Raw genomic sequence first — 21782 nt, 5'->3', positions numbered from 1 at the left:
GTTTATTTTGTGGTTGGCCCGTGAACAACTAATTTTCCATCGGCGGTAATTTCCATCGGATCGATAAATACAACGCGTTCATCACCTGTTTCCGATGTTCTTCCGTGGTAAACACAAATCATCGTTTCTCCATCAGGCGCTACCGTTACCGAGTTGTGTCCGGTTCCGGTTACAATTCCACCCTGCTCAACATTTTTTTGCAAAACCGGGTTGTTATCGGCTTTTTGGAAAGGCCCCAGTGGCGAATCGGAAGTAGCATAACCCACTGCGTAATTCTTTCCGCCAAAATAGTTGGCCGAATACATAATGTAGTAGGTATCTTCATTTTTAAACAGGTACGATCCTTCGGTCCAGCGGCGGTTTACCTCGCCCGAAGTTACCGAACGGCTTTCCCATTCTGCCTGTTGATCGTCCATTTTTAAGGGCGGACGCAACAACAGTTTTGGTTCACCGATAATTCCCGAAAAATCAGGTTGAAGCTCAACGCCGTAAACCCAGCTTTCTTCAATTTCGTCGAACATACCTTTTTCGCGTGCCCAGTCGGCCACTTCGCTTTCAACAGGGTTTTTATAGCAACAACGCGAATAATACAGGTATACTTTATCGTTTTCGAACCAAAGATTTCCATCGATTACCGGGTAGCCCGGATCAAAAATCGGACGATCGAACAAGTCGGTATATGGTCCGGTTGGACTATCGGCAACTGCCACACCAATACGGAAATTTTCTAATTCGTTGGTAGGATTTTCGCGCCAGTCGGCACTAAACAGCAGGTAAAATTTGCCGTCTTTTTCGTACAATTCCGGAGCCCAGAAATTGGCAATATTCCACGAGTCGGAAGTATTTCCCTGGTATATACGGCCTTCATCTTTCCAGTTTTTCAAGTCTGATGAAGAATACATTTTAAAACCGTCGGTTACTCCGCCGGTTCCAATCATGTAGTACATTCCATCCGACGCTTTAAGAATATATGGGTCACCAAATTCAACGGGTAAAGGATTCTCGATTTTTAGTTGCTTTTTCTCCGACTGACAAGCAATAAAAAATGTCGTTAGCAGGAATAACAAAATAAGAGAAAAGTTGTGAAAACGATTCTGTTTCATGATAGGTATGTGGTTTTAAGTTAAAAATTTCCACCAATCAAACTTCCATTGAATGAACCCGGTTTCGTTGTTTACGATCTTCTTTCTTCGGGCTATTTCAACTGAAAGGTCGTTGGTTTTAGTATACATTACGAAAATAATCAAATTCAGGCCATTGGCAATAATTACCTGCCCGAAACCGGATTCTTCCCTGATGGATTTTTGGTTTTGGACAGGTAAAAGTATTCCCTTTTTGAATCGATTAATTTTCTAAATTCTTATTGAGTATCCGCTACACTAAAGCGGTAAATACTGGCCGTAGAATAAGTCTCTCCCGGATTTAAAATAATTGACGGGAAAGCAGGCTGATTTGGTGAATCAGGGAAATGTTGTGTTTCTAAAGCGAACGACTCACGAAAATCAAAGGTCTTGCCATATTTTCCAGTATCTGCTCCATCCATAAAGTTTCCGCCGTAAAATTGAATGCCAGGCTCTTTCGTAAATATCTCCATCTTTCTTCCGCTTGCCGGCTCAACAACGGTTGCTGCCCACGACATTTCTCCATCTGCAGTTTTATTCAGTGCAAAATTATGGTCGTAGCCCAAACCGTTTTGCAACTGTTCGTTTTCGCTTTGCAATGCCAAATCAGCACCAATAGCTTTTGCTTCTCTGAAATCGAATGGCGTTCCTTCAACAGGCACATTTTCACCAAACGGAATTAATGTGGAGTCAACAGCAGTAAACTTATCAGCATTGATCGTCAACAGGTGATCATTGATCGTTCCGTTGGCTTCACCCTTCAGGTTAAAAAAGGCATGATTGGTTAAATTCACCGGCGTACTCTTATCGGTTGTGGCTTTGTAGGCCATTTTAACTTCATTCTCAGGAGTAAGCGTATAAGTTACTTCCACGGTCACATTCCCGGGGTAGCCCATTTCGCCATCTTTCGACAAATAGCTGAGAACAATGGAAGTGTCGTTCACTGCTTTTACATCCCAAACTACATTGTGAAACCCTTCAGGACCACCGTGTAAATGATTAGGATCGTTGTTAATTGGCAAGGTATATTCCACATCATTCAACGTGAATTTACCTTTTGCAATCCGGTTTCCAACACGACCGATTAATGCTCCGTGAAATACTTCTTTGGCATTCAGGTAAGCATCTATTGACGGAAATCCGAGAACCACATCAGCCATTTCTCCGTTTTTACCGGGTACCAGTAAACTAACGATACGACCACCATAATTGGTTACAGCCATGGTGAGCTCTCCGTTTTTCAACTCGTACAAACCGGTTTCTTTACCAGCGATTGTAGCTTTAAAATCTGCTTCTTTAAGACTTCCGCAGATTAATTGCTCTGCAGGTTTTTGATTACAGGCAACAGCAAGAGTTGCCAAAACAAGTGCAATAAATAGGTTTCTTGATTTCATTTTATTTGTTTATCTAATTTTGTTCTATTTCTACTTCTCCCGAGGGACGCTTTAATGGTTTTCCTGCCTTCACAGCTTCGCCAAATTCAGGTGTTCCGTCGGCGTTCCATGTAAAAGGCTGCATTCGCACATCGCGATCCCATCCGGGTTCTGTTGTTTTTTTCGTGTGATAAATAATCCAGTCTTCGGTGCCGTCCGGCGACTTTACAAAAGAAACATGCCCCACTCCGTGAACAGAATCATTTCCTTCGAATACCGGACCTGTTTTAATCCAGCTTTCAGGATCGAGCGGATCGGCGCCTGAATCTTTTAGCTGTAACATTCCCTGACGGTATTCTTTCAGCCACGATTCGCGACAGGAATAAATGATAAAAACCTGGTCATCATGTTTTAAAACCTGGGGCCCTTCGTTCAAATTTAACGGACCACCGGTTTCCCAGCTTTCTTCGGGCGATGACAGCAAAACACGCTTTCCTTTTAAGGTGTATGGATTTTCCATTTCCTGTATAAAAAGGTGCTGCGGTGTGGCATCGGTGTCCCTTTGTTCCAGCCATCCCGACCAAATTGCGTACAATTTATCGTTATGCTCCAGCACGGTCATATCAATAGCCCAAACGTTTTTTGAGCTATCTTCAGGATTGTCGCCAGTATTCAACATCCCCATATCTTCGTATTCACTATAAACATCATCGTTTATCGAGCGCAAAACCCCTGTTCGCTGATGAATAAAAGGTGGCCCCGAAACGCCGGCAGCATAATAAACATACCAGTGCCCATCAATAAAATGGATTTCCGGAGCCCATACGCAGTTGCTGTTCCATCCTGTTGATGGTGCTTTCCAAATGGTTTTTGCCGGTTCTCTTTTGGTCATTAATTTTGAACTGGAAACAGCAATTCCGTTGTTTCTTGAAAAACAGTAAATATAATCGTCGCCCTGTTTTACCATCCACGGATCGGCGCCGTTCCAGACAGGATTAGTAAAAGTTGTTTCTACCGAGTCTTTCGGTAAGTTTTCGCTTTTAGCGCAGGCACAAAAAGCCGCCACTAAAAATAATGTCAAGTAAAATCTCATATCTATTTTATTCCTCCTTTAAAACCGGCGTAAGAATGTCGTCGCCAATTTGCATTACTTCCTCCCCATCAACATTTTCGAAATTTACCCGGCTAATGTGCATTAGTCTCGGATGAATTTTAGTGTTGCTGTTATGCGAGTGAAAAACAATTCGTAAATCTCCATTTTTGTCCCGAAACATAGCACTGTGCCCCACTCCTGTCAAGCCTTTGGGCTTTTGCAGAATTGGATTCATTGCTGATTTCTCCCATGGTCCCATAATATTTGTAGCCGTGGCATAACCTACTCCGTACATCGGGCTTTCGTAGTGGTTAGCCGAATAACTCATGTAATAAATGCCATTGTGTTTTACAATAAACGAACCTTCGTTAACGCGTCCCATTTCCTTTTCCCAGTCCTGCGACACATTCAAACACGGCTTTAAGGTTTCCATTTTCAGCGTAGTTAAATCTTCTTCCAGTTCGGCAATCCAGATGGCGTTTCCATCAGTAAACCGAACGAAAGAAAGATAGGCTTTACCGTCGTCGTCGATAAAAAGTGAATTATCAATGCACTTTTCATTTACTATCATGGGCTTTTTTATTTCCTGTTTAAAAGGGCCAAGCGGACTATCGGCAGTAGCCACACAAATGTGCTCATCGGCCGAGTAATACATGTAAAATTTGTTGTTTACAAAATAGACTTCCGGTGCCCAAAACCACCTGTCGGCATACACGTCATCTTTGTGCAATGCCAGGCCGTTATTTGCTTCAGCCGGCACTTTCCATGCTTCTTGATCATCCGAAACATATACCACAATACCATTCGGAGATTGTGTTCCGTAGGCATAATACCGGCCTTCGTGATAAAAAATAAACGGGTCGCCCAACACCAGTGAAAATTGGTTCTTTATTTGGTCCGGTGTTTTGCCGCCATCAATCTTGCCTGGCAAATTTTCACTTTTAGCGCAGGCACAAAAAACCATCACCAGCAAGAACAATGTTATATAAATTCTCAACTGCATTTTTCTTTATTTCAACGGAGAGGCGTACATGCACGCCTCTCCGTTTTATGCTACTTCTTACTATTCTGATAAATGTAATTGACTACAAACGATAGAATTCTTCCCAGCCTTTACGCGGCGGTGGTCCCTGTAGTAAATCGTTTGCCAGCGAACTGTTTGTGATCTGCTTGCTCTCGCGATCAAATTTCAGTGTGGTATTCAGGCGTTGCGCCAGTGTTCCCAAAACAAATACCTGGCTCAACGGACCGGAAACCTCAAACGGCGAGCGTGTTTTCTCTTCTCCCTTACAAGCCAGTACAAAGTTCTCGAAGTGACTGGATGGACTTTTGGGAACTTCCGGTAGGTTTTGCATCACTTTTTCTGCCTTTTTCGATGGCAGTATCGATAAAGTACTTCCGTGCGAGCCTCCTTTAAAAACCAAATCTTTGCTGTAAATGATTTTTCCCGGATTCAGTTTTCGTGTTTCGATCTGACCTGTACTTGCTGCTGGAATTCCTTCTGCCAGTTCCGATTTTCCGTAATTCTCGGGCAGTTCGGGTTGATTGTTTACACCGTCGTACCAACTGATGGTAAGCGCCGGCATGCCTTTCCGTTTCGGGAATTTAAAATCGAGCGTGGTAGACTGCGGGTAAAACAGCGGATTGTGACCTTCTATTTTTACCGGATCAACCTCGTAAGGCAAGCCCAGGTCCAAAAATTCGTGAACGGTATCGATGATATGAGCACCCCAGTCGCCCAATGCTCCCATTCCGAAATCGTACCAGCAACGCCATTGTCCGTTTATAAAATCTTTGTTGTAATCGTGGTGCTGTGCCGTGCCCAGCCAGGTGTCCCAATCCAGCGTTTCAGGAATTGGCTCGGCTTTCGGGAATGAAGTCATGCCGGTGTCCCAGCCATGCCATCTGCGGGCACTGTTCATGTGTGCCACTACTTTGGTTACGTCTTTTATAATGCCGGCTTCCACCCAGGTTTTAAACTGAAAATAGTTGCCTTCAGAATGCCCCTGGTTTCCCATCTGCGTTACTACTCCGTACTTTTTGGCTGCCTTCATCAGTAATTCCGATTCCTGGAAAGTACGAGTAAGTGGTTTCTCGGTATAGACACCTTTACCCATCGACATGGCCAGAATGGTAATCGGGAAATGCGAAAAATCGGGTGTTCCAACCACCACCGCATCAAACGACTTCGCTGCCTTATCGAACATTACACGGAAATCCTGAAATTGTGTTGCTTTTGGATTGGCTTCGATAGAGGCCAGCGTATGTTTGGCTCCCATATCGGTATCGCACATGGCAACGTTATTTACCATTCCGGTATTCATAAACGATCTTAGAATTTGTCCTCCCCGGTTTCCGATTCCACAAAAAGCCAGGTTCACTTTATCGTTGGGCATTACACGGCCCGGTTTGCCAAATACTACATGGCTTGGAACAATAGTAACTGCCCCGATTCCGAGCATCGAATTGCGTATAAATTTTCTTCTGTTTGTTTGCATTTTTAGTCGATTTAAGATTAAAAATTTGTGCTATAGTTTTAATTAATCCAGTTCTTTAATTTTTATATTTCTGAACTGCACCTTGTCGCCATGGTCCTGCAGAAGAATATGGCCTTCTTCAAAATTTCCGAAATTTTCCCATTGCTGGTATTTGCTGTAGTTTACCAGCGCCTGCCACTGCTGGGTATTGCGTTCGTATTCAACTACTTTTATTCCATTCAGATAATGCGTTACATGATTGCCTTTTACTTCAACCCGGGCACGGTTCCAGCTGTTTATGCCGTTAAATCGTTTCTGCCGGAGATTCGGATCATAAAACGTTCCGTTAGCCGGAATCAGGTCGTAAAGCGATGCCAGTGTGCGGTTGCCCAATACGCCTTTTTTTGCATCAGGATGTTTTTTATCATCCAGGATCTGAAATTCGCATCCGATAGCAGAACCTTCTCCTTTATTCAAGTTCCCCTGTACAAAATATTTTATTCCGCTGTTGGCACCTTCAGTCAGGTTAAAATCAACTTCCAGAATAAAGTTCTTATACATTTTTTCGGTAACGATATCGCCGCCATTTCCTGATTCTGCACCATCGGCTTTTTCAACCACCAAAGTGCCGTCTTCAATGTGCCAGCCTCGTTGCGGAAAGTTATCCAGTTTTACTCCGCGCCAGCCTTTTGTGGTTTTGCCATCCCATAGCAATTTCCAGCCATTGCTCTTTTCTTTTTCGGTAAGCGTATTGGTTAAATAACTCACTTCCCGAACTCCTTCCGGCATTGGCATACGGGCGCTTTCCAGGTTTTCGGTTTTAATTTGGATATTTTTCCAGCGAATGGTTTTGCCTTCCTTTTCTGTACTGTTTCCGATTGAATGTACCTGAAGTGCGATAAAACCTTCGGCAGTTAAATCATCAACCAGGTTGGCAACCGGCTGATCATTAATCCAGGTGCGAATGGTATTACCAATGGCTTCAACACGGTATTTATTCCATTCGCCGTTTTTGTAGGCTTTTTTTGCCGGCTGGTTGTATTCCAGCGGGTAAAGCCAGCCGCGGCGTGCCTCATCGTAAATTCCTCCCGACCAGCGTCTTTCTGAATCGTCGCACTCTACCTGGTAGCCGTGAACGCGGCCATCTCTGTAATCTTTCAGACTGTTGCTGCGGATTTGCACTCCTGAATTCAGGCCGGCTTCCATTTTCATTTCGTATTCCAAAATAAAATCGCCGTAGTTTTTTTCAGTAGCTAAAAATGTGTTTGGAGTACCTGCTTTACTGGTGCCGATTATCTCGCCATCTTCAACTTTATACTCGGCTGTTCCGTTTAAAACTTCCCAGCCTTTTAATGATTTGCCATCGAATAGTTGTTTCCATTCGTTGGATGATTTGTTAGTATAAGCATTTCCTAACAAGGAAAGCACCACTAGCAAACCAGATAATACTAATACTCTCATTGGTTGTTTTTTTTATAATATTCATTATACTTTTTAAATTCATTAAGGTTCGTATTCTAATACATTGTCCTATTGTCCGGCGCTATATTTCCTACTTCTCAGGTGCCGGGAATTCGCGCATTGGACTGTAACGAATATACGAATCAAAAACTTCCTTATCCGGCCCTACAACACGCGGATCGCCTGATTTCTTCAATTCACTCATCAGCGCATCTTTCATTTCCTGTTCTATAGACGAATATTCTGGATTCCCTGCCAGGTTATTCAGGCAATACGGGTCGTTTTTTATGTCGAAAAATTCAACTTCTGCTCTTTTTGCAACCGCCAGATTAAAATAAGGTTGAATTTCGGGCTCATCGTAATGTTCCACAATGTACGATTTTGTGGGACACGCATCAATGTCGGTAAATGCCCAGTCGGAATGGTGCTGTCCATCTTCATCAATTCCATACATCGGCAATAATTCATCCTCTGTTCCGGGTTTTATTCGCTGAGGAGCACCGGCAGGCCAACGTTCGGGTTTAATGTTCCAGATGTACAGAAAATCTTCGCTGCGAATCATTCGCTGCGGGTAACCCCAGTTTTCATAACGTGAAGACGAGTGTCTTTCACGCCCGGAGAATACATACTTTTTCGAAGGATCGACAATTCCCTGTTTCTTCGATTCAAGAATATTAATCATACTTTCTCCCGACATGGAAAGCATGCCTTCGGAACCGGTTTTTGTAATAGAAAGAATGGTTGGAGCAAGGTCGGCAAAACTTACAGGATCATCGACTACACGCCCTCCGGGAAAGTTTTTTGGAAACCGAATGGCCATGGGCACATGTATACCATAATCGTAGCCATTGGCTTTTGCCCGCGGGAACGGCATTCCATTGTCAGCCGTAATAACTACTATGGTATTTTCCAGTTCGCCAATTTCATCAAGATACTGGAGCATACGTTGCAAATGCAAATCAAACCATTCAATTTCAACTGCATAATCAAGCATATCTCCCCGAATAATGCCGTTATCCGGGAAAAACTCAGGTACCTTTTTTATGTCATCCTGATTTTTGTTGTTTCGTTTCCATGAATCCTCTTCGTAGCCCCGGTGTGGCTCTTTAGCGCCATACCAGAAGAAAAATGGTTTTTCGCCCTTAACATTTTCAAGAAAATATTTGAAATTTTCGAAGTAGTTGATGTCGCTAATTCCGTTGGCGGTTCGTTCATCGCCGGGCGTTCCTTTTCTGTATACAATATGGCTATGTTCGATACCCGCAGCATTAGTCGATCGCCAAAGTGAATCATCTACCGAACGGGCATACTGAAATGGATCAACACCTTTTCCGGTTCTGCCGGTAGCATAACCGTTAGCTTCGAGTAAATCAACGAATGGAATGTGTTTTTTCATCCATGAAGAAGCGTGTTGCCCCGATTGCTCGTTTTGCCAGTGGTGGCGGCCTGTAACAATCGAACTGCGGCTTGGCGCACATCCCGGAGATCCGGCAATACAATTGCTAAAATAAACACCTTCGCTGGCTACCATGTCAAAAGCCGGAGTATTTACAAACTTGCAACCTGCAAAGCTTGTGTGTGCAAATGATTGGTCGTCGCTGATCGCAAAAAGGATATTTGGTCTGTTATCTTTTCTGTTTGCCGATGATACAAACGAAAATAACAGAAGTAATATGAATAAAACAGACTTTATTTCCTTCATGAAACTTACATTTTGACTATTGAATTATTGTCATTTCAATACATCTTTTTTGTTCTTCCCCACTTCAAATAGTTCCATAAAACTACACTAACAGCATGATCAGAATATTCATTTTTTTCGTTCATTAGCTCGTGACAATTTTTGAAACGAAGCTGCCTATTTCTCCAAAAGGGCATTTACACACCATATATATGGAGCCTGTCCATGAAAATCTCCAACAGGGCGTGGACGATCATAATAATATTGCTTATCGTTCTTTTTACCTGTTCCAATGCAAACTTCGGTTACGTTACCTTGCTCATCAATATACGGTACCATGGCTAACCAGGCCTGACGTGCCGCCGGACCATACTCTTCAGCATCAAGCCAACCATGTTTAACACCCATAATAAATGCATAGGTAAACATTGCTGTTCCTGATGTTTCGGGCCAAAAATCTGGTTCATCGATCAGCTGATTCCACATACCACCTGGGCTTTGATACGCTTTAAGACTTTTCATCATGGCTAAATAACCTTCCATAATACGTGGACGATCCTTATGATTCTCAGGCAAATCATAAAGTAAATCGGCCATTCCTACTGCCATCCACCCATTTCCTCTCGCCCAGTAATAAGGCACATCAGGTGCATGATAGAAAAGTCCGTTGGGACGCTGTATTTCATCCAGATAAAGAACCATTTCATTTGCCGCCCGATCAATATATTTCGGATCACCTGTTACTTTATATGCCTGATTCTGTACAACTGTGATCATATACATATCGTCGATCCAAAGTCGGGTTTGCCATGAAAAACCTTTTTCGTGCCATTTGCGTTCTTCTTCGTTCGCATTGGGTGGAAGAATCCACTGCGAATCAGCATAAGGCAATCCAAGTTCGAGGTAACGTTCATCTTTGGTCATGGTATATAATCTCAACGGCAGACTACCAAACATATTCTGATCTACATGAATCGGAGGAGGGAGAAGGTCTTTTTCGATATGAAACAATAATTCAAAACGTGTCCTCAGTTCCTTTACCAAATCCTGATCATCGGTAAGTTCGGCGAATTTAAGCGCCCCGTACCATGTACAAACTTCAGCATAATGGATACCTCGGTCGCCATAAAGCTGGTGTTTACTTTCCAGAAAACGTGTGCTCAGCTTATCGCCAACCGTTTTTGGATTTGCCATTACAGGAAAATCATCAAAATAATTTTGAGCTACGCAAATATTAGTCAGCAACAGTGCAACTGCCAGTAATAAATAAGTTGATAGTTTCATTTTTTGATAGATTTATTCAAAGTTTAGATTGGTTTCAAAGTAAAGGTTGAAAATAACAGTTATGATGTACTTTTCATAGTACAATTGTTCTTTTTTAAAGACAAATATACTTTAGGCTATTGATAGGCAGCTCACTGTACATATTGACATTCTTTTCGAATGTACTGTCTTCTATTTTTCCAAAAGCGCATTCACACACCAAAGGTACGGAGCCTGCCCGTGATAATCTCCTTTTCTTCGTGGACGGTCGTAATAGTATTGCTTGTCATTTTTTTTGTTGGTTCCAACACAAACTTCCGCTACTGCCCCATCTTCATCAACGTACGGAACCAGAGCCATCCAGGCTTTTCGGGCTATAGGAGTATATATTCCCTCAACTAAACGACACCGTTTAATTCTACCAACCACTCAGGATTTTTTGCTGCAACTCTTTAAGTCACGGGTTTAGAAATTAAACTTTCATTTCATTATTCCGTGAAAAACAGAAAATATAATTATAGCTCTATTTTACCATTCATGAATCCGAACCATATCAAACGAGGTCTGTAAAAGTTGTTTCCACAGCATCAACTTCGGTTGTCAGATTCTTGCTCTTTTGTACCTTTTGAGAAGCCCGGAATTATAACAATAGTATGTAAATTATTAAGCTCCCCTACTCTTCCAACATTTTTATAAAATAGCCGCCAACTACCGAACGTGCCTGAAAACCTACCTGTTCTCCATCGGGAGTTTCGTACCAATCGGACATTGGAACACGATCTGGCGTTTCAGTTACAAATCCATAAAGCGGATCAATAAACTTTTGGAACGTCTCTGTATCGTCAGCCAAAGTTGCGGTCCAAATAATCCAGTCTGATTTTGTGTAAGTTCTGCGGTTATCAAGTGGTAAGCCGTATTTGTTCTGTTTGGTCAGGTAATAAGCAATTTCTTTTTGAGCTACATCTTCAGGGAATATTCCCAGATTCAGCAGTTTATCCCAAACCAGGTTGTATTTCTGACTCCATGTTCCAGGTTTGTCGAATGTTAACCGATAGTGGTCGCCATCGTCGGCCATTTTTATCCATTCCTGAGCCATTTGTTTTGCTTCAGAAGTGTATTTCTCAGCAATATCGTTTTTGCCTAACATGGCTGCCAATTTTCCGTATCCGGCAATCCCCATTATCGCTTTTGCCGACAAGTTTACGTTGTGAGCAAAGTGACCGGCAAAGTCGTCGGTACACAATTGATTTTCCGGATCAAGACCATTTTCGAGCAGGTAGTTTGCCCACGTTGTAAGCACTTCCCAGTGTTCGGCTGCATAATCTGCATTTCCTTCCACATCGGCAATAGCAGCGGTCAGAATGATCATGTTACCACATTCTTCCACAGGCATATCGCCACCATAGGTTTGTCCGTTAGCCAACGGATAAGTACCTACATCGTGCGCTGCAAAAGGCTTTGTCCACTTACCGCTTTCTGAATAATAGAAAATAGGATTTAGCATTCCTTTCAATAGCTCAGGATTATATTTCAGGAATAATGGTGCGGAGGGATAAGTAACATCAACTGTTCCGATAGAACCGTTGCTAAAGTTTTCTTTAGAAAGGAAAAGAATGTTTCCTTTAGTATCTTTTACCAGTTTATGCGCCGCAATGGATTGACGAAATGCCAGTTCACAGAGTTTAGCATATTTTTCGCCACCTGCTTTAAATGCTTCAGAATAGATTTCCTGATCGAGTTTGGCACATCGTGAAAGAATATTCCCGTGTTCATCAACTGCAGCCTTTAAAGCTTCTTCAATACTTATTGCCCCGTTTTTGGTCCACCAGGCTTTTAGGTTGTCGCCAAAATACTGAATGGATTCAATATCATCGTATGCCAGCAATACAAACCCATTTTTTGATCGATCGCTTACTTCCTGCAAATTTTCGGTATAAACAAGGGCTGGCATCGATTGGCTCATTTTCGTGGTAAATTCATCCACACCACGGAAGGGTAATTCATCGTTCACAAATTGTTGTTTCGACATTAGATAATCCCCAATAAGAACCCACGTCTCAGGTTTTTCTGCAGTTGCCAGATAATGATAGCCCCAATCAATTCGCACATTGTCGCCTTTCTTTTGTAAAATAGGCTGTTCAATAGTTCCGGCTTTCACCCAGCTAATATTTTGTTGTGCCCCGTTCGTTAATAGTACTTCCTGGCTTAAATCGTTTACAGCCCATTCGGGTGTTGTTTCAATATAAATCTGAACATCGTGTTTTTTGTTGTCGTTGGCCTGAATTTCGTAATTGATGTAATTTACCGGACGCGATAATACATCGAGATCATCAGGTAGCAAAGGCGATACAAACTCAAGCTGAAGATCGACCGGGCCGCAGGTGAAATTGTATTTTGTAGCTGTTGCAGTTATGTTTACGCTGTTTTGAATTGCAGCTGTTGCAAAAATTTCTTTTTCTTTCCGTTCCTGTATAATTCCAAAATCAACATAACCTCCGCCTGTGCGGTTATGACAGTGGGCTGCGATAATGTTTTCTTCTCCGAGTTTTAATTTCTCACGATCCAATTTTAGCAGTACATTGTTGTGCCATTCGTATTCGGTTTTTACCAACTGCTCTCCATTCAGATACAATTCAAAAATATCATCATGAGAATACACCAGATAGATATCTTCCTCTCCCAACTCATCAGGAAGTTGAAACGAGCGGCGCACCCAAATATCTTCACTTTCCCATGATGTTACCAAAGCCTGCATCCCTGAAGTACCAAATGCTGCTCTCCCTCGTTTCCATGCAGAATCATCAAAGCCTGCTCTTTCCCAACCTTCACCTGGTTGTTTCTCAGTATAACTTCCTTCCCACTGTTCGTAATTTGCCATGGGAAAAATAACTTTGGGAGGAATTATTTCTTTCCCCAGAAAACGATAGACCTCGCCATCCACTTTCAGTGCTCCGATGAGCGAATGAGTTTTCCCTGTCCAGTGTGTTACCGGAGCATCGAATAACTGATCGGCATTTGACCAGGCACTGGTATATGGATCGATAGTAATGAGGGGATAAGAAGGTGCTCTGAACGACTCTTTTTTAACCGTATCGTTTACTTTATTGGTTGGTGAACAGGCAATAAACAGCAAGGCAAGTATTGAAACAATACTGCAAATTTGTATTCTGCTAAACATTAGAATTGAGATTAAAATGAAAAATAGTTGGTTTAAATAAAAAGGCTGCCAATGAAGTTATCCCGGCACAATCACCGGGACAACCTCAACAGATAGTTGGTTATAGATCTATTCTTTGCACCGGAGAGAATATCATATCTTCACGACCGGTAACTTTTAGTCCAACACGGGCATACACATAATTTTGAGTTGGTGTAATTTCAGGAACTGCAACCGACATACTGATCGAGTTTGCATCGGCAATGTCGCCACCACCGATTTCGGTTTTGGCAATATTTGTTCTGAAATCAACAAACTGACTCTTATTAACATATAGATTTACACGCTCAATATCGCGTGCATCAGCATCAGTAATAATCTTTTCTGCCTGAAAAGTAGCAGTAACATTACCACCTGTAGCCGAAAACTGCGCATTACGAATCATATAATACGGCTCCACTTCAATGTCCAGGTTTTTATCGCCATTCACAGTAATATCAAGTGTATCGGCACCAATGGTGCGAAATGGACCTTGTCCGTCAGGAAAAACCAGTTTATAGTTTCCATTGAATAACAAAGCAGAATAACTACCGTCCTGATCAATAACAACATCAATAGGATAAGACAATTCCCATCCCGGCTCCCAAAGCTGGAAGTTTACATCGTTGTAGCTTACGTTAATCGGCTCGCCATTGTATACAATAGTTCCTTTCAGGAATGATTCCGGTTCGTCGTAATTATCCCAGTCGCATGACGCGAAAATCGCAGTAGCAACAAGTATTGTGAATATAAATTTTAACTTCTTCATTGTATTCTCCTTTAAAGGTTATTGATTAGGGTTCTTAACAATTTGCGGATTGTTATTTCTTATATCATCGTTAATAAACGAGTAGTAGTTTCCTAAACGGAAGCGATCGGCTCCGGTTACCTGTCCCGGCAGAACTTGTTTAAAAATCCATTTACCATCGTTCGGACTTCCCGGCTCGTAATACTTGTATGGCCATAAACCAAATACGCGAGTACTCACTTCGTCGGCTTTCCAGGGTTTATCAGTTAAATCAACTTTTTCGCCATTGAATACAATGTGGGCCAAACGCCAGCGTTTCAGATCCCAAAGCTGGTGTCCTTCAAAAGCCAACTCAACTTTACGTTCGTGAGCAATACGGTCGAAAGTAATATCAGCAGCAGTAAGGTCTGTAGTAAATCCGGCACGACGACGAACATCATTCATATAATCGGCAGCTTTTCCTGAATTACCCAACTCAAAAGCAGCTTCAGCAGCAACCAGGTAAGTTTCTGCCAAACGGTAGCGAACCCACCATCTGTCCGATTTCAAACCACGCTGACCTGAACCGGTTGCAGTATCCATAAACTTGCGTACATAAAAACCACTTTGAGCACTGTATTCACGGCCGTCGATAGGACCATCGAAACCTACTACCTGTACAGGAGTTTCCGAACCAGGCAACACCTTACGTTGTCCAAACTCGTCGCCGGTAATTACACTTCCATCAGCCAGTTGATATCCAGCCCAAATATCAAGATCTTTACCTTTGAATTTTGATCCGGGAAGAATAACTGTTCCTGCCAGACGGGGATCGCGACCTGCAAACATATCCATAGGATCGTTGAAGAAAATGTAATCACCCTCTTCAGTAGTTGTTTGGAAAGTGGCAAAACTATTATCCAGCATTTCGAACGACTGTACCAGGTTTAAAGATGGATTTGTACGACCACCTTCCAAATCCTCAGCACCAGACCAAGGCTGGTTCACTAAAGTCCAGGTGTTCGCTCTTCCATCAAATCGTTCACTTTGAACGTAATCGCGTACAAAAATCACTTCCGGGTTATTCGCCTTATCAATAAAAATATTGGCAAAATTTTCCGACAGATCTTCTTTCTTGTTGTATAACGAATAGGTTCCGCTTTTAATCAATTCTTCAGCAGCACTTAATGCCTGAGTATAATAACCATCGGCAAGGTTGGCAGCAATACCAACTTCGCCTCCTGGCAAGCTAACGTTAGGTGTGTTTACACCGTATTTTGCAATTGATGCAGCATAAATTGCCACACGTGCTTTCATTGCCAAAACAAGGCCTTGTGTTGCGCGACTTTTTATGTTTGCATCGTCTGGCAAGTCGCTTTTGACAGCATCCAATTCGCTAAGCACAAAATCATAGATTTCAGCTTCTTTTGCTCGCGGATGTTGCAAATATGTTGCATCGCCACTAAAATCATATTCCAATGGTTCAAGAATAAGAGGAACACCACCCATACGTTTTACCAATTCGAAGTATGCATTGGCTCTTAGGAAACGACCTTCAGCAATAAATCGAGCTTTTACAGCAGGATCCAAATCACTGGTAAGATCTGATTGAGCCTTCTGAATGAACAGGTTCAATTCGCGAATGTAACCATAGTTCCAAAGTCCCCATTCGCCATATCCCCAATCGTTGTTTTTATGACGCCCGTAATCGCCGAAATTCGAAGCAAATGCTTCATCAAAATCAGCATAACCTTGCCAATAATTTACCGACTGATACTCAGGAATCCGAAAATACAAATCGCTGATAACTGAAAAAATCAGCGCTTCATCACTCCAAACTTGTTCGTCAAGCAGGATATTGGTTGGCTCCCGGTCCAGAAAATCATCATCGTTACAGCCCCAGTTGAAGGCCATTAGAAAGATCAGTATATATAATATCTTTTTCATATTCATTCAAATTTTAAAAATTAGAAAGTTAGATTTACACCAACATTAACCATGCTGTTTTGAGGATATTGCAATCCGTTCGGATCCATTACCTCCGGCTCAACACCTAGTTTTTTCAGGTTATCAAGAGAGAATAGGTTATAGGTATTCACGTATAACCTGCAACGTTGCATTCCTACCTTTGTAATCAGTTTTTCCGGCAGGCTGTAACCAACTTCAAACGTACGTAACCTGATATATTTAGCATTGGTCAACCAGAAAGTTGATTGTTTGTTGTAGTTATTATGCCATCCAGTATTGAAACGTAATGCAGGATAACGTCCCGGTACCCATGCGCTGTTTAAATCGTAAGGATCTTCGCGGTGCCATCTGTCATCATAGAATTGCTTTAACAGGTTACCAGTATTTTGGTAAGGCCAGCGCATCTCCCAGTTTTGGTTGTAAGAGTATACTGAACCACCCGAGAAGTCTGCTCTGATATCAAATCCTTTGTACTGAGCAGCCAGGTTAACACCAAAGTTTACAATTGGGTTACGATCTCTTGGATAACCAATCGGACGTACATCTAAACCATTGATAACGCCGTCTTCGTTTACGTCTTTGTAAATCAGGTCGCCCGGAAGCATATCGCGGTTACCAACACCGTCGTTATTTACCGGCCAGCTATTAATTTGTTCGAAAGACTCAAACTGACCAACAACTTCGTATCCCCAGAAGGTTCCTGTCCAACGATCTTCCTGAGAATTTCTGTAATGATCCCATGAGTTACCAAAACGTGGTTTATACGATTCGAGGAATTTATTTCTTGCATACGAAATATTACCACCTACTGAATAATGAAAATCTCCAACATTGCCATCGTATGCGATCGACATTTCAGCTCCCATTGTAGCATCGCTGTTTACGTTTTCATCAGGTAAACCGTAACCTACTTCATTCGGAATTAAAATATCGTATTTCCGACCTCGTAATCCTTCACGTTTCCGGTAGAAATAATCAACAGTACCACTAAGTTTTCCATTATTCAACGACCAATCGGCACCAATGTCGGTAATTCTACTGGTAAACCACGAAATAGAAGTAATTGGCACACCACGGTCGCGGGCTCCGGTAATAATCTCGCCATCCATTACAACTGCTTGCGATGCATAATTGTAACCCGTCATATAATCAAAGTCACCAATACCTACATTGTCGTCACCAAGCTCACCGTAAGATCCGCGTAACTTCAGGTTAAAAGTGCTTTCACCTAACAATGCTTTGGCGAAATTTTCTTCGGTAATTCTCCATCCTGCAGAAACTGAAGGGAAGAATCCCCAACGTTTGCTTGACACAAACTTCCATGAAGCATCATACCTACTTGCAAACTCGAAATAATACTTATTATCATAGTTGTAATTAAAACGGCCAATGTATCCGATACGGGCACTTTCGTAATCCCTATCGTTGTACGTATCCATATCAGGGAACTGAATCAGCGGTAAAGCATTGGTTTTTGGAACAGCGTGTACCCAAACATCCAGATCGCGGCGCTCGATACGCTCGTTGGCAACAGTTGCTGAAATATTATGATCTCCAAACGATTTCACATAGTCTAATTGCCCGATCATTACATTCTCAAATTGTTTGTGTGTACCACGTTCGCGCCATGGATTCATCATCGAGAAAGTTACTTTATACTCATCGGTTTCAGGGAAATAAGAATAAGCTTCGTAAGTGTATTCGTGACCATTCATAATACGGTCCTTAATAAAGTACGAATAAGTTCCTTTAAACTTCAGTCCGTCGATCGGAATATCGTATTCGGCCACAAAGTTCAATTGCAATGCACGCCAGTTTTCAGTCCAGTAACCTGAGTTTTCTTTGGTTAGCAAACCCCAGTTTTCAGCCATGTGACCAATGTTGTTTATATACTCGGGATTATCGTTAGCGTATGGCCTTTCGGTTGGACGGTTGCGGAACAGCGCAAAACGAGGTGCCCAATAATCATCACCTCCCGGAACACCAGGATTATCGCGTGTTTCAATATTTCCGTTTATGGAAACACCAACTTTAAATCGGTCATTGATTTGCGCATCGATATTCGACTGAAAATTGGTCCGGCCGAAAGTAAACTCGCGACCCAGTACCGATGACTGATCTAAACGTGTTAACGACAGGTAGTAGTTAATTTTATCTGATCCACCCGAAGTGCTTACATTAATTGATGTTTGTGGGGCATTAGGTTGAATAATAAAATCGTACCAGTCGAAACTTCTGTAACCAGTTTCAGTGCCTGCCTGCCATTTATCCAACTCATCCTGTGTAATATTGGTATGCCCGTCGAGGTTCATTTCAGAGTAAGCCTTTCCAAGCATCCACTCGTATGCACCAACGGTTTCAGGAAAACGCGACCAGTTTTGCCAACCCGTATAGGCATTCACATTAATAGAGTTTTTGGTTCCTTTCGAACCACGTTTGGTTGTAACCACAACTACACCATTTGCTGCACGAACACCATAAATTGCTGCCGACGCGTCTTTTAGCACACTAATACTTTCTATATCGTTAGGCGACAAATTGTTAAAGTGACCAGACTCTTTCTGAATTCCGTCGATAACATATAACGGATCTCCCATGTTACGAATTTGGATGGTGGCATGTGCCCCCGGACGTCCGTCGGGCATACGGAAAGAAACACCGGCAATTTTACCTGCCAGTGCAGAACCAACCGTTGCTGCTGGAACCTGCTCGATATCTTTTGCCGAAACACCGGCAATTGCACCTGTTAACGACTCCTTTTTCTGTGTACCGTATCCAATGGCAATTACTTCTTCCAATCCAATAGTTGATTCATTTAATTCAACATTAACAGAAGTTTGGTTACCCAATTCGATCTCTTGTGATTCCATTCCTATAAAAGAGAAGACAAGTACTGCACCCGGTTTTACATTCGATAAAGAGTAACTTCCATCAAACTGTGTTACTGTACCTTTTGTCGTTCCTTTAACCACAACGGTTACACCAGGTAACGGCTCACCACTTCTGTTGGTAACTATACCTGTAATCCCACTCTGTTGGGATGCAATCGCTATTCCATCAGCAGGATTATGTACTTCTGAATGTTTGACAATTATATGTCGGTCCATTAATTCGTAGGTATATTCTGTTCCGGCAAAAACTTCCGAGAGAATATCTACGATATTGGAATTTGTTTGAGTTATTGATACTCTTTTCGACAGATCAATTTCGTCACTGTCATAAAAAAAGCGGAATTCACTGGTTTTTTCAATTTGTTCAAATAGTTCAGCTAGTCTGGCATTTTTCATGTCCAATGTTAACTTAGTTGATTGCGCATAAGTTGAGGCCGAAACCTGCACAAATGCTACCACTACAAGCAAACATGTGATCTTCATAATTTTCAATAGTTTTTTGAAATGAGGCATACAACTCTCCCCATTGCAAATGTTAGTTTTTTTCATACATTTAACGTGTTAAAGTTCGATAATTGAGCCGATTGGCTTATTTATTGATTCTCAAAAGGAAACATTGGCGTGTTTCCTGACAGACGGGAAGTGCGAGCAGGCATTTCCCGTTTTAATTCATAAATTTGGTTCTTTACATACGCTCCGTTTTTAGTTATTTGTCTATATATATTTTTCCACTGTCAAATTTATATCCAAAGGGTTTACCCGAAGCACTTTTAAATACCTCCATTAGAGTGTAAATATTGTCGTCAACACTTAAGGTTCCGGTAAAGGTTCGGGTTTTAAGTTCTTCGTCGCTAAATATGATTTCCACGTTATAGATACGAGCAATTTTTGTTGCCAGCGAATCAAAAGATTCATTTCGGAAACGATAAGTTCCTTTTTGCCAGTAATCATGAAAACCATCCGGAATGATTGATTCATAAACCTTCCCGGAGGTTTTGTCATAAACTAAACTATGCATAGGTTTTACCATAAAAGACTTATAACTCTCTTCGGTAGCACCAGAATGAATATCAAATTGAATTTTTCCTGAAACCAGTTCTGCTTTTACCTCATCGTCATCGGGGTATGCCACCACAGCAAACTTTGTCCCCAAAACTTTTATGCGGTGTTCCCCCACGTTTACAATAAACGGATGATGTTCATCATGTATAACTTCAAAAAATCCTTCTCCTTCCAACTGTACATTTCTGAAATCGCCAACAAAACTTTCGGGATAAACCAGTTTTGTGCCATTACTCAGCCAAACTTTTGAACCATCAGGCAACACTACTGATGTGCGGTTTCCTTTTGGCACAAAGATCTCGTTCATTGCAATTTCAGAATCTATATCTCTATACTGAATAAAATATCCGGCCGACACGGCCAAAATAACAATGGCTGCGTATTTTGCAATATTTAGCAAGATGGACTTTCTTCGTCCATTAACATTGCGTTTTACCGCTTTGTAACCTTGATTAACGGTTTCTTCGTCCATTTCATTTCCGGTTTGCAGCATGGCCCAAAGCGTTTTGTAACGGATGTACTCTTTGGTGTTCTCGCCCGACTCACTGACATAATTTAAAAGCTCTTCCGAATCTTTCAGTGCTTTCTTCTCTGTGATTTTATGTATTAGTTTTTCCGAATCCATTTTTCGTTTGTTACCAGTTAAATGCTTAACTACGATTTTACCCTATAAAAAAATCAAATAAACTTTCACGAACCACAACAGCAGCTCTTTAAACTCTTGATAATCTGAATAATTACGCAGATATATTTTTTATTTTACATTGATGAGTAGCCAGGCTACCAATGGGAGATAATCTTTAAGCGAAACCCGGAGTGTTTTAAGGGCTTTGGTAATTTGTGCCTCAACGGCTTTTACTGAAATATCCAAAGCTTCGGCCACCTCTTTGTTTTTCTTGCCTTCCATACGGCTCAGAATAAAAACCTCGCGGCAACGATCCGGTAGCTCCGAAAGCGTTTTTTCAATAATCGATTCGATTTCCTGGAAAGTTACCGTTGAAGTATCAAGGCCATTCAAAGCTTCGGTATAAATCTGATTTTGTTTTTGAAAAGCTGCCTCTGATTTGTATTTTTTCTTCACCTTTTCGTGTCGTAAAAACATGAGGCAGTTGTTTTTTACGTTGGTGTACAAATAGCTTTGCAGCTGCGATTCGTTAATAAACTGAGGCTTTTTGTCCCACATGGAAATAAAGGCATCCTGAACCAGGTTTTTGGATTCACTATCGGGAACAAACTCTTTTGCAAAATACACTAACCGCGGATAATACAGTTTAAAAACCACTTCAAAAGCAGCCTCTTGATGTTTATTCAAAAGTTGTAATATCTCGTTAGTTAGTGCTTTCATCAATTAGTAAAATTGAAGTTGCAATGATAAACAAAAAAAACAAAAAAGTATTTTCTGATGTTTAGGCTGACTCTCAATACATTTAAAATAGTAGCTAGGCTAGGATACAAAAGCCGCTAGCCTT

Annotated in this window: 15 protein-coding genes; all 15 read right to left on the bottom strand. The window is 41.7% G+C overall.

Annotation, left to right across the window (positions count from 1 at the left end; all coding sequences use genetic code 11):
- Positions 1 to 2: 2 nt before the first annotated feature.
- Positions 3 to 1103, bottom strand: a complete 1101-nt coding sequence (locus LH29_RS07285; protein ID WP_045027253.1) for a glycoside hydrolase family 43 protein — start codon at positions 1101 to 1103, stop codon at positions 3 to 5.
- A 257-nt stretch (positions 1104 to 1360) separates the two neighbouring features.
- Entirely contained in the window at positions 1361 to 2515 is a 1155-nt protein-coding gene (locus tag LH29_RS07280) for an aldose epimerase family protein (protein ID WP_045027250.1), read from the bottom strand.
- 13 nt (positions 2516 to 2528) lie between these two features.
- Positions 2529 to 3587 carry a glycoside hydrolase family 43 protein gene (locus tag LH29_RS07275; protein ID WP_052670658.1) on the bottom strand — a complete coding sequence of 353 codons (1059 nt, stop codon included), beginning with the start codon at positions 3585 to 3587 and terminating at the stop codon, positions 2529 to 2531.
- 7 nt (positions 3588 to 3594) lie between these two features.
- Entirely contained in the window at positions 3595 to 4518 is a 924-nt protein-coding gene (locus LH29_RS07270; RefSeq protein ID WP_232302823.1) for a glycoside hydrolase family 43 protein, read from the bottom strand.
- A 154-nt stretch (positions 4519 to 4672) separates the two neighbouring features.
- Positions 4673 to 6085 carry a Gfo/Idh/MocA family oxidoreductase gene (locus tag LH29_RS07265; protein ID WP_045027245.1) on the bottom strand — a complete coding sequence of 471 codons (1413 nt, stop codon included), beginning with the start codon at positions 6083 to 6085 and terminating at the stop codon, positions 4673 to 4675.
- Between the two features lie 42 nt (positions 6086 to 6127).
- Positions 6128 to 7525 carry a 3-keto-disaccharide hydrolase gene (locus LH29_RS07260; protein ID WP_045027242.1) on the bottom strand — a complete coding sequence of 466 codons (1398 nt, stop codon included), beginning with the start codon at positions 7523 to 7525 and terminating at the stop codon, positions 6128 to 6130.
- Between the two features lie 91 nt (positions 7526 to 7616).
- Positions 7617 to 9227: a sulfatase family protein gene (locus tag LH29_RS07255; protein WP_045027239.1), complete on the bottom strand. Its 1611-nt coding sequence runs from the start codon at positions 9225 to 9227 to the stop codon at positions 7617 to 7619.
- A 156-nt stretch (positions 9228 to 9383) separates the two neighbouring features.
- The gene (locus LH29_RS07250; protein ID WP_045027235.1) at positions 9384 to 10490 is read right to left on the bottom strand and encodes a glycoside hydrolase family 88/105 protein; all 1107 of its coding nucleotides are present in this window, start codon (positions 10488 to 10490) and stop codon (positions 9384 to 9386) included.
- 171 nt (positions 10491 to 10661) lie between these two features.
- A complete protein-coding gene (locus LH29_RS24245) occupies positions 10662 to 10898 on the bottom strand; it encodes a glycoside hydrolase family 88 protein (RefSeq protein WP_198152362.1) in 237 nt (78 codons plus the stop codon).
- A gap of 244 nt (positions 10899 to 11142) precedes the next feature.
- Entirely contained in the window at positions 11143 to 13647 is a 2505-nt protein-coding gene (locus LH29_RS07245) for a glutaminase family protein (protein WP_157493602.1), read from the bottom strand.
- 100 nt (positions 13648 to 13747) lie between these two features.
- Positions 13748 to 14434, bottom strand: coding sequence for a DUF3823 domain-containing protein (locus LH29_RS07240; RefSeq protein WP_045027233.1), 687 nt, complete (start codon positions 14432 to 14434; stop codon positions 13748 to 13750).
- 18 nt (positions 14435 to 14452) lie between these two features.
- Complete coding sequence (locus tag LH29_RS07235; RefSeq protein ID WP_045027230.1) at positions 14453 to 16339, bottom strand: RagB/SusD family nutrient uptake outer membrane protein; 1887 nt, start codon at positions 16337 to 16339, stop codon at positions 14453 to 14455.
- Positions 16340 to 16359: 20 nt separating this feature from the next.
- Positions 16360 to 19734, bottom strand: coding sequence for a TonB-dependent receptor (locus LH29_RS07230; protein ID WP_045028907.1), 3375 nt, complete (start codon positions 19732 to 19734; stop codon positions 16360 to 16362).
- A 223-nt stretch (positions 19735 to 19957) separates the two neighbouring features.
- A complete protein-coding gene (locus LH29_RS23705; protein WP_052670657.1) occupies positions 19958 to 20938 on the bottom strand; it encodes a FecR family protein in 981 nt (326 codons plus the stop codon).
- A 129-nt stretch (positions 20939 to 21067) separates the two neighbouring features.
- Positions 21068 to 21658 (bottom strand): RNA polymerase sigma-70 factor, encoded by a 591-nt coding sequence (locus LH29_RS07220; RefSeq protein ID WP_045027227.1) that lies wholly within the window; start codon positions 21656 to 21658, stop codon positions 21068 to 21070.
- Positions 21659 to 21782: the final 124 nt, after the last annotated feature.

This window comes from Draconibacterium sediminis (assembly GCF_000949475.1).
GTDB classification, from domain to species: Bacteria; Bacteroidota; Bacteroidia; order Bacteroidales; family Prolixibacteraceae; genus Draconibacterium; species Draconibacterium sediminis.
Note: the sequence above shows the minus strand (reverse complement) of the source record. Positions and strands in the feature narration are given on the sequence as shown.

Excerpts from the sequence above, each read along its gene's own strand:
- LH29_RS07235 (WP_045027230.1), bottom strand. The coding sequence starts at position 16,339 with ATGAAAAAGATATTATATATACTGATCTTTCTAATGGCCTTCAACTGG.
- LH29_RS07260 (WP_045027242.1), bottom strand. The coding sequence starts at position 7,525 with ATGAGAGTATTAGTATTATCTGGTTTGCTAGTGGTGCTTTCCTTGTTA.
- LH29_RS07280 (WP_045027250.1), bottom strand. The coding sequence starts at position 2,515 with ATGAAATCAAGAAACCTATTTATTGCACTTGTTTTGGCAACTCTTGCT.
- LH29_RS07250 (WP_045027235.1), bottom strand. The coding sequence starts at position 10,490 with ATGAAACTATCAACTTATTTATTACTGGCAGTTGCACTGTTGCTGACT.
- LH29_RS07255 (WP_045027239.1), bottom strand. The coding sequence starts at position 9,227 with ATGAAGGAAATAAAGTCTGTTTTATTCATATTACTTCTGTTATTTTCG.
- LH29_RS07220 (WP_045027227.1), bottom strand. The coding sequence starts at position 21,658 with ATGAAAGCACTAACTAACGAGATATTACAACTTTTGAATAAACATCAA.
- LH29_RS07265 (WP_045027245.1), bottom strand. The coding sequence starts at position 6,085 with ATGCAAACAAACAGAAGAAAATTTATACGCAATTCGATGCTCGGAATC.
- LH29_RS23705 (WP_052670657.1), bottom strand. The coding sequence starts at position 20,938 with ATGGATTCGGAAAAACTAATACATAAAATCACAGAGAAGAAAGCACTG.
- LH29_RS07240 (WP_045027233.1), bottom strand. The coding sequence starts at position 14,434 with ATGAAGAAGTTAAAATTTATATTCACAATACTTGTTGCTACTGCGATT.
- LH29_RS07285 (WP_045027253.1), bottom strand. The coding sequence starts at position 1,103 with ATGAAACAGAATCGTTTTCACAACTTTTCTCTTATTTTGTTATTCCTG.
- LH29_RS07245 (WP_157493602.1), bottom strand. The coding sequence starts at position 13,647 with ATGTTTAGCAGAATACAAATTTGCAGTATTGTTTCAATACTTGCCTTG.
- LH29_RS07230 (WP_045028907.1), bottom strand. The coding sequence starts at position 19,734 with ATGAAGATCACATGTTTGCTTGTAGTGGTAGCATTTGTGCAGGTTTCG.
- LH29_RS07275 (WP_052670658.1), bottom strand. The coding sequence starts at position 3,587 with ATGAGATTTTACTTGACATTATTTTTAGTGGCGGCTTTTTGTGCCTGC.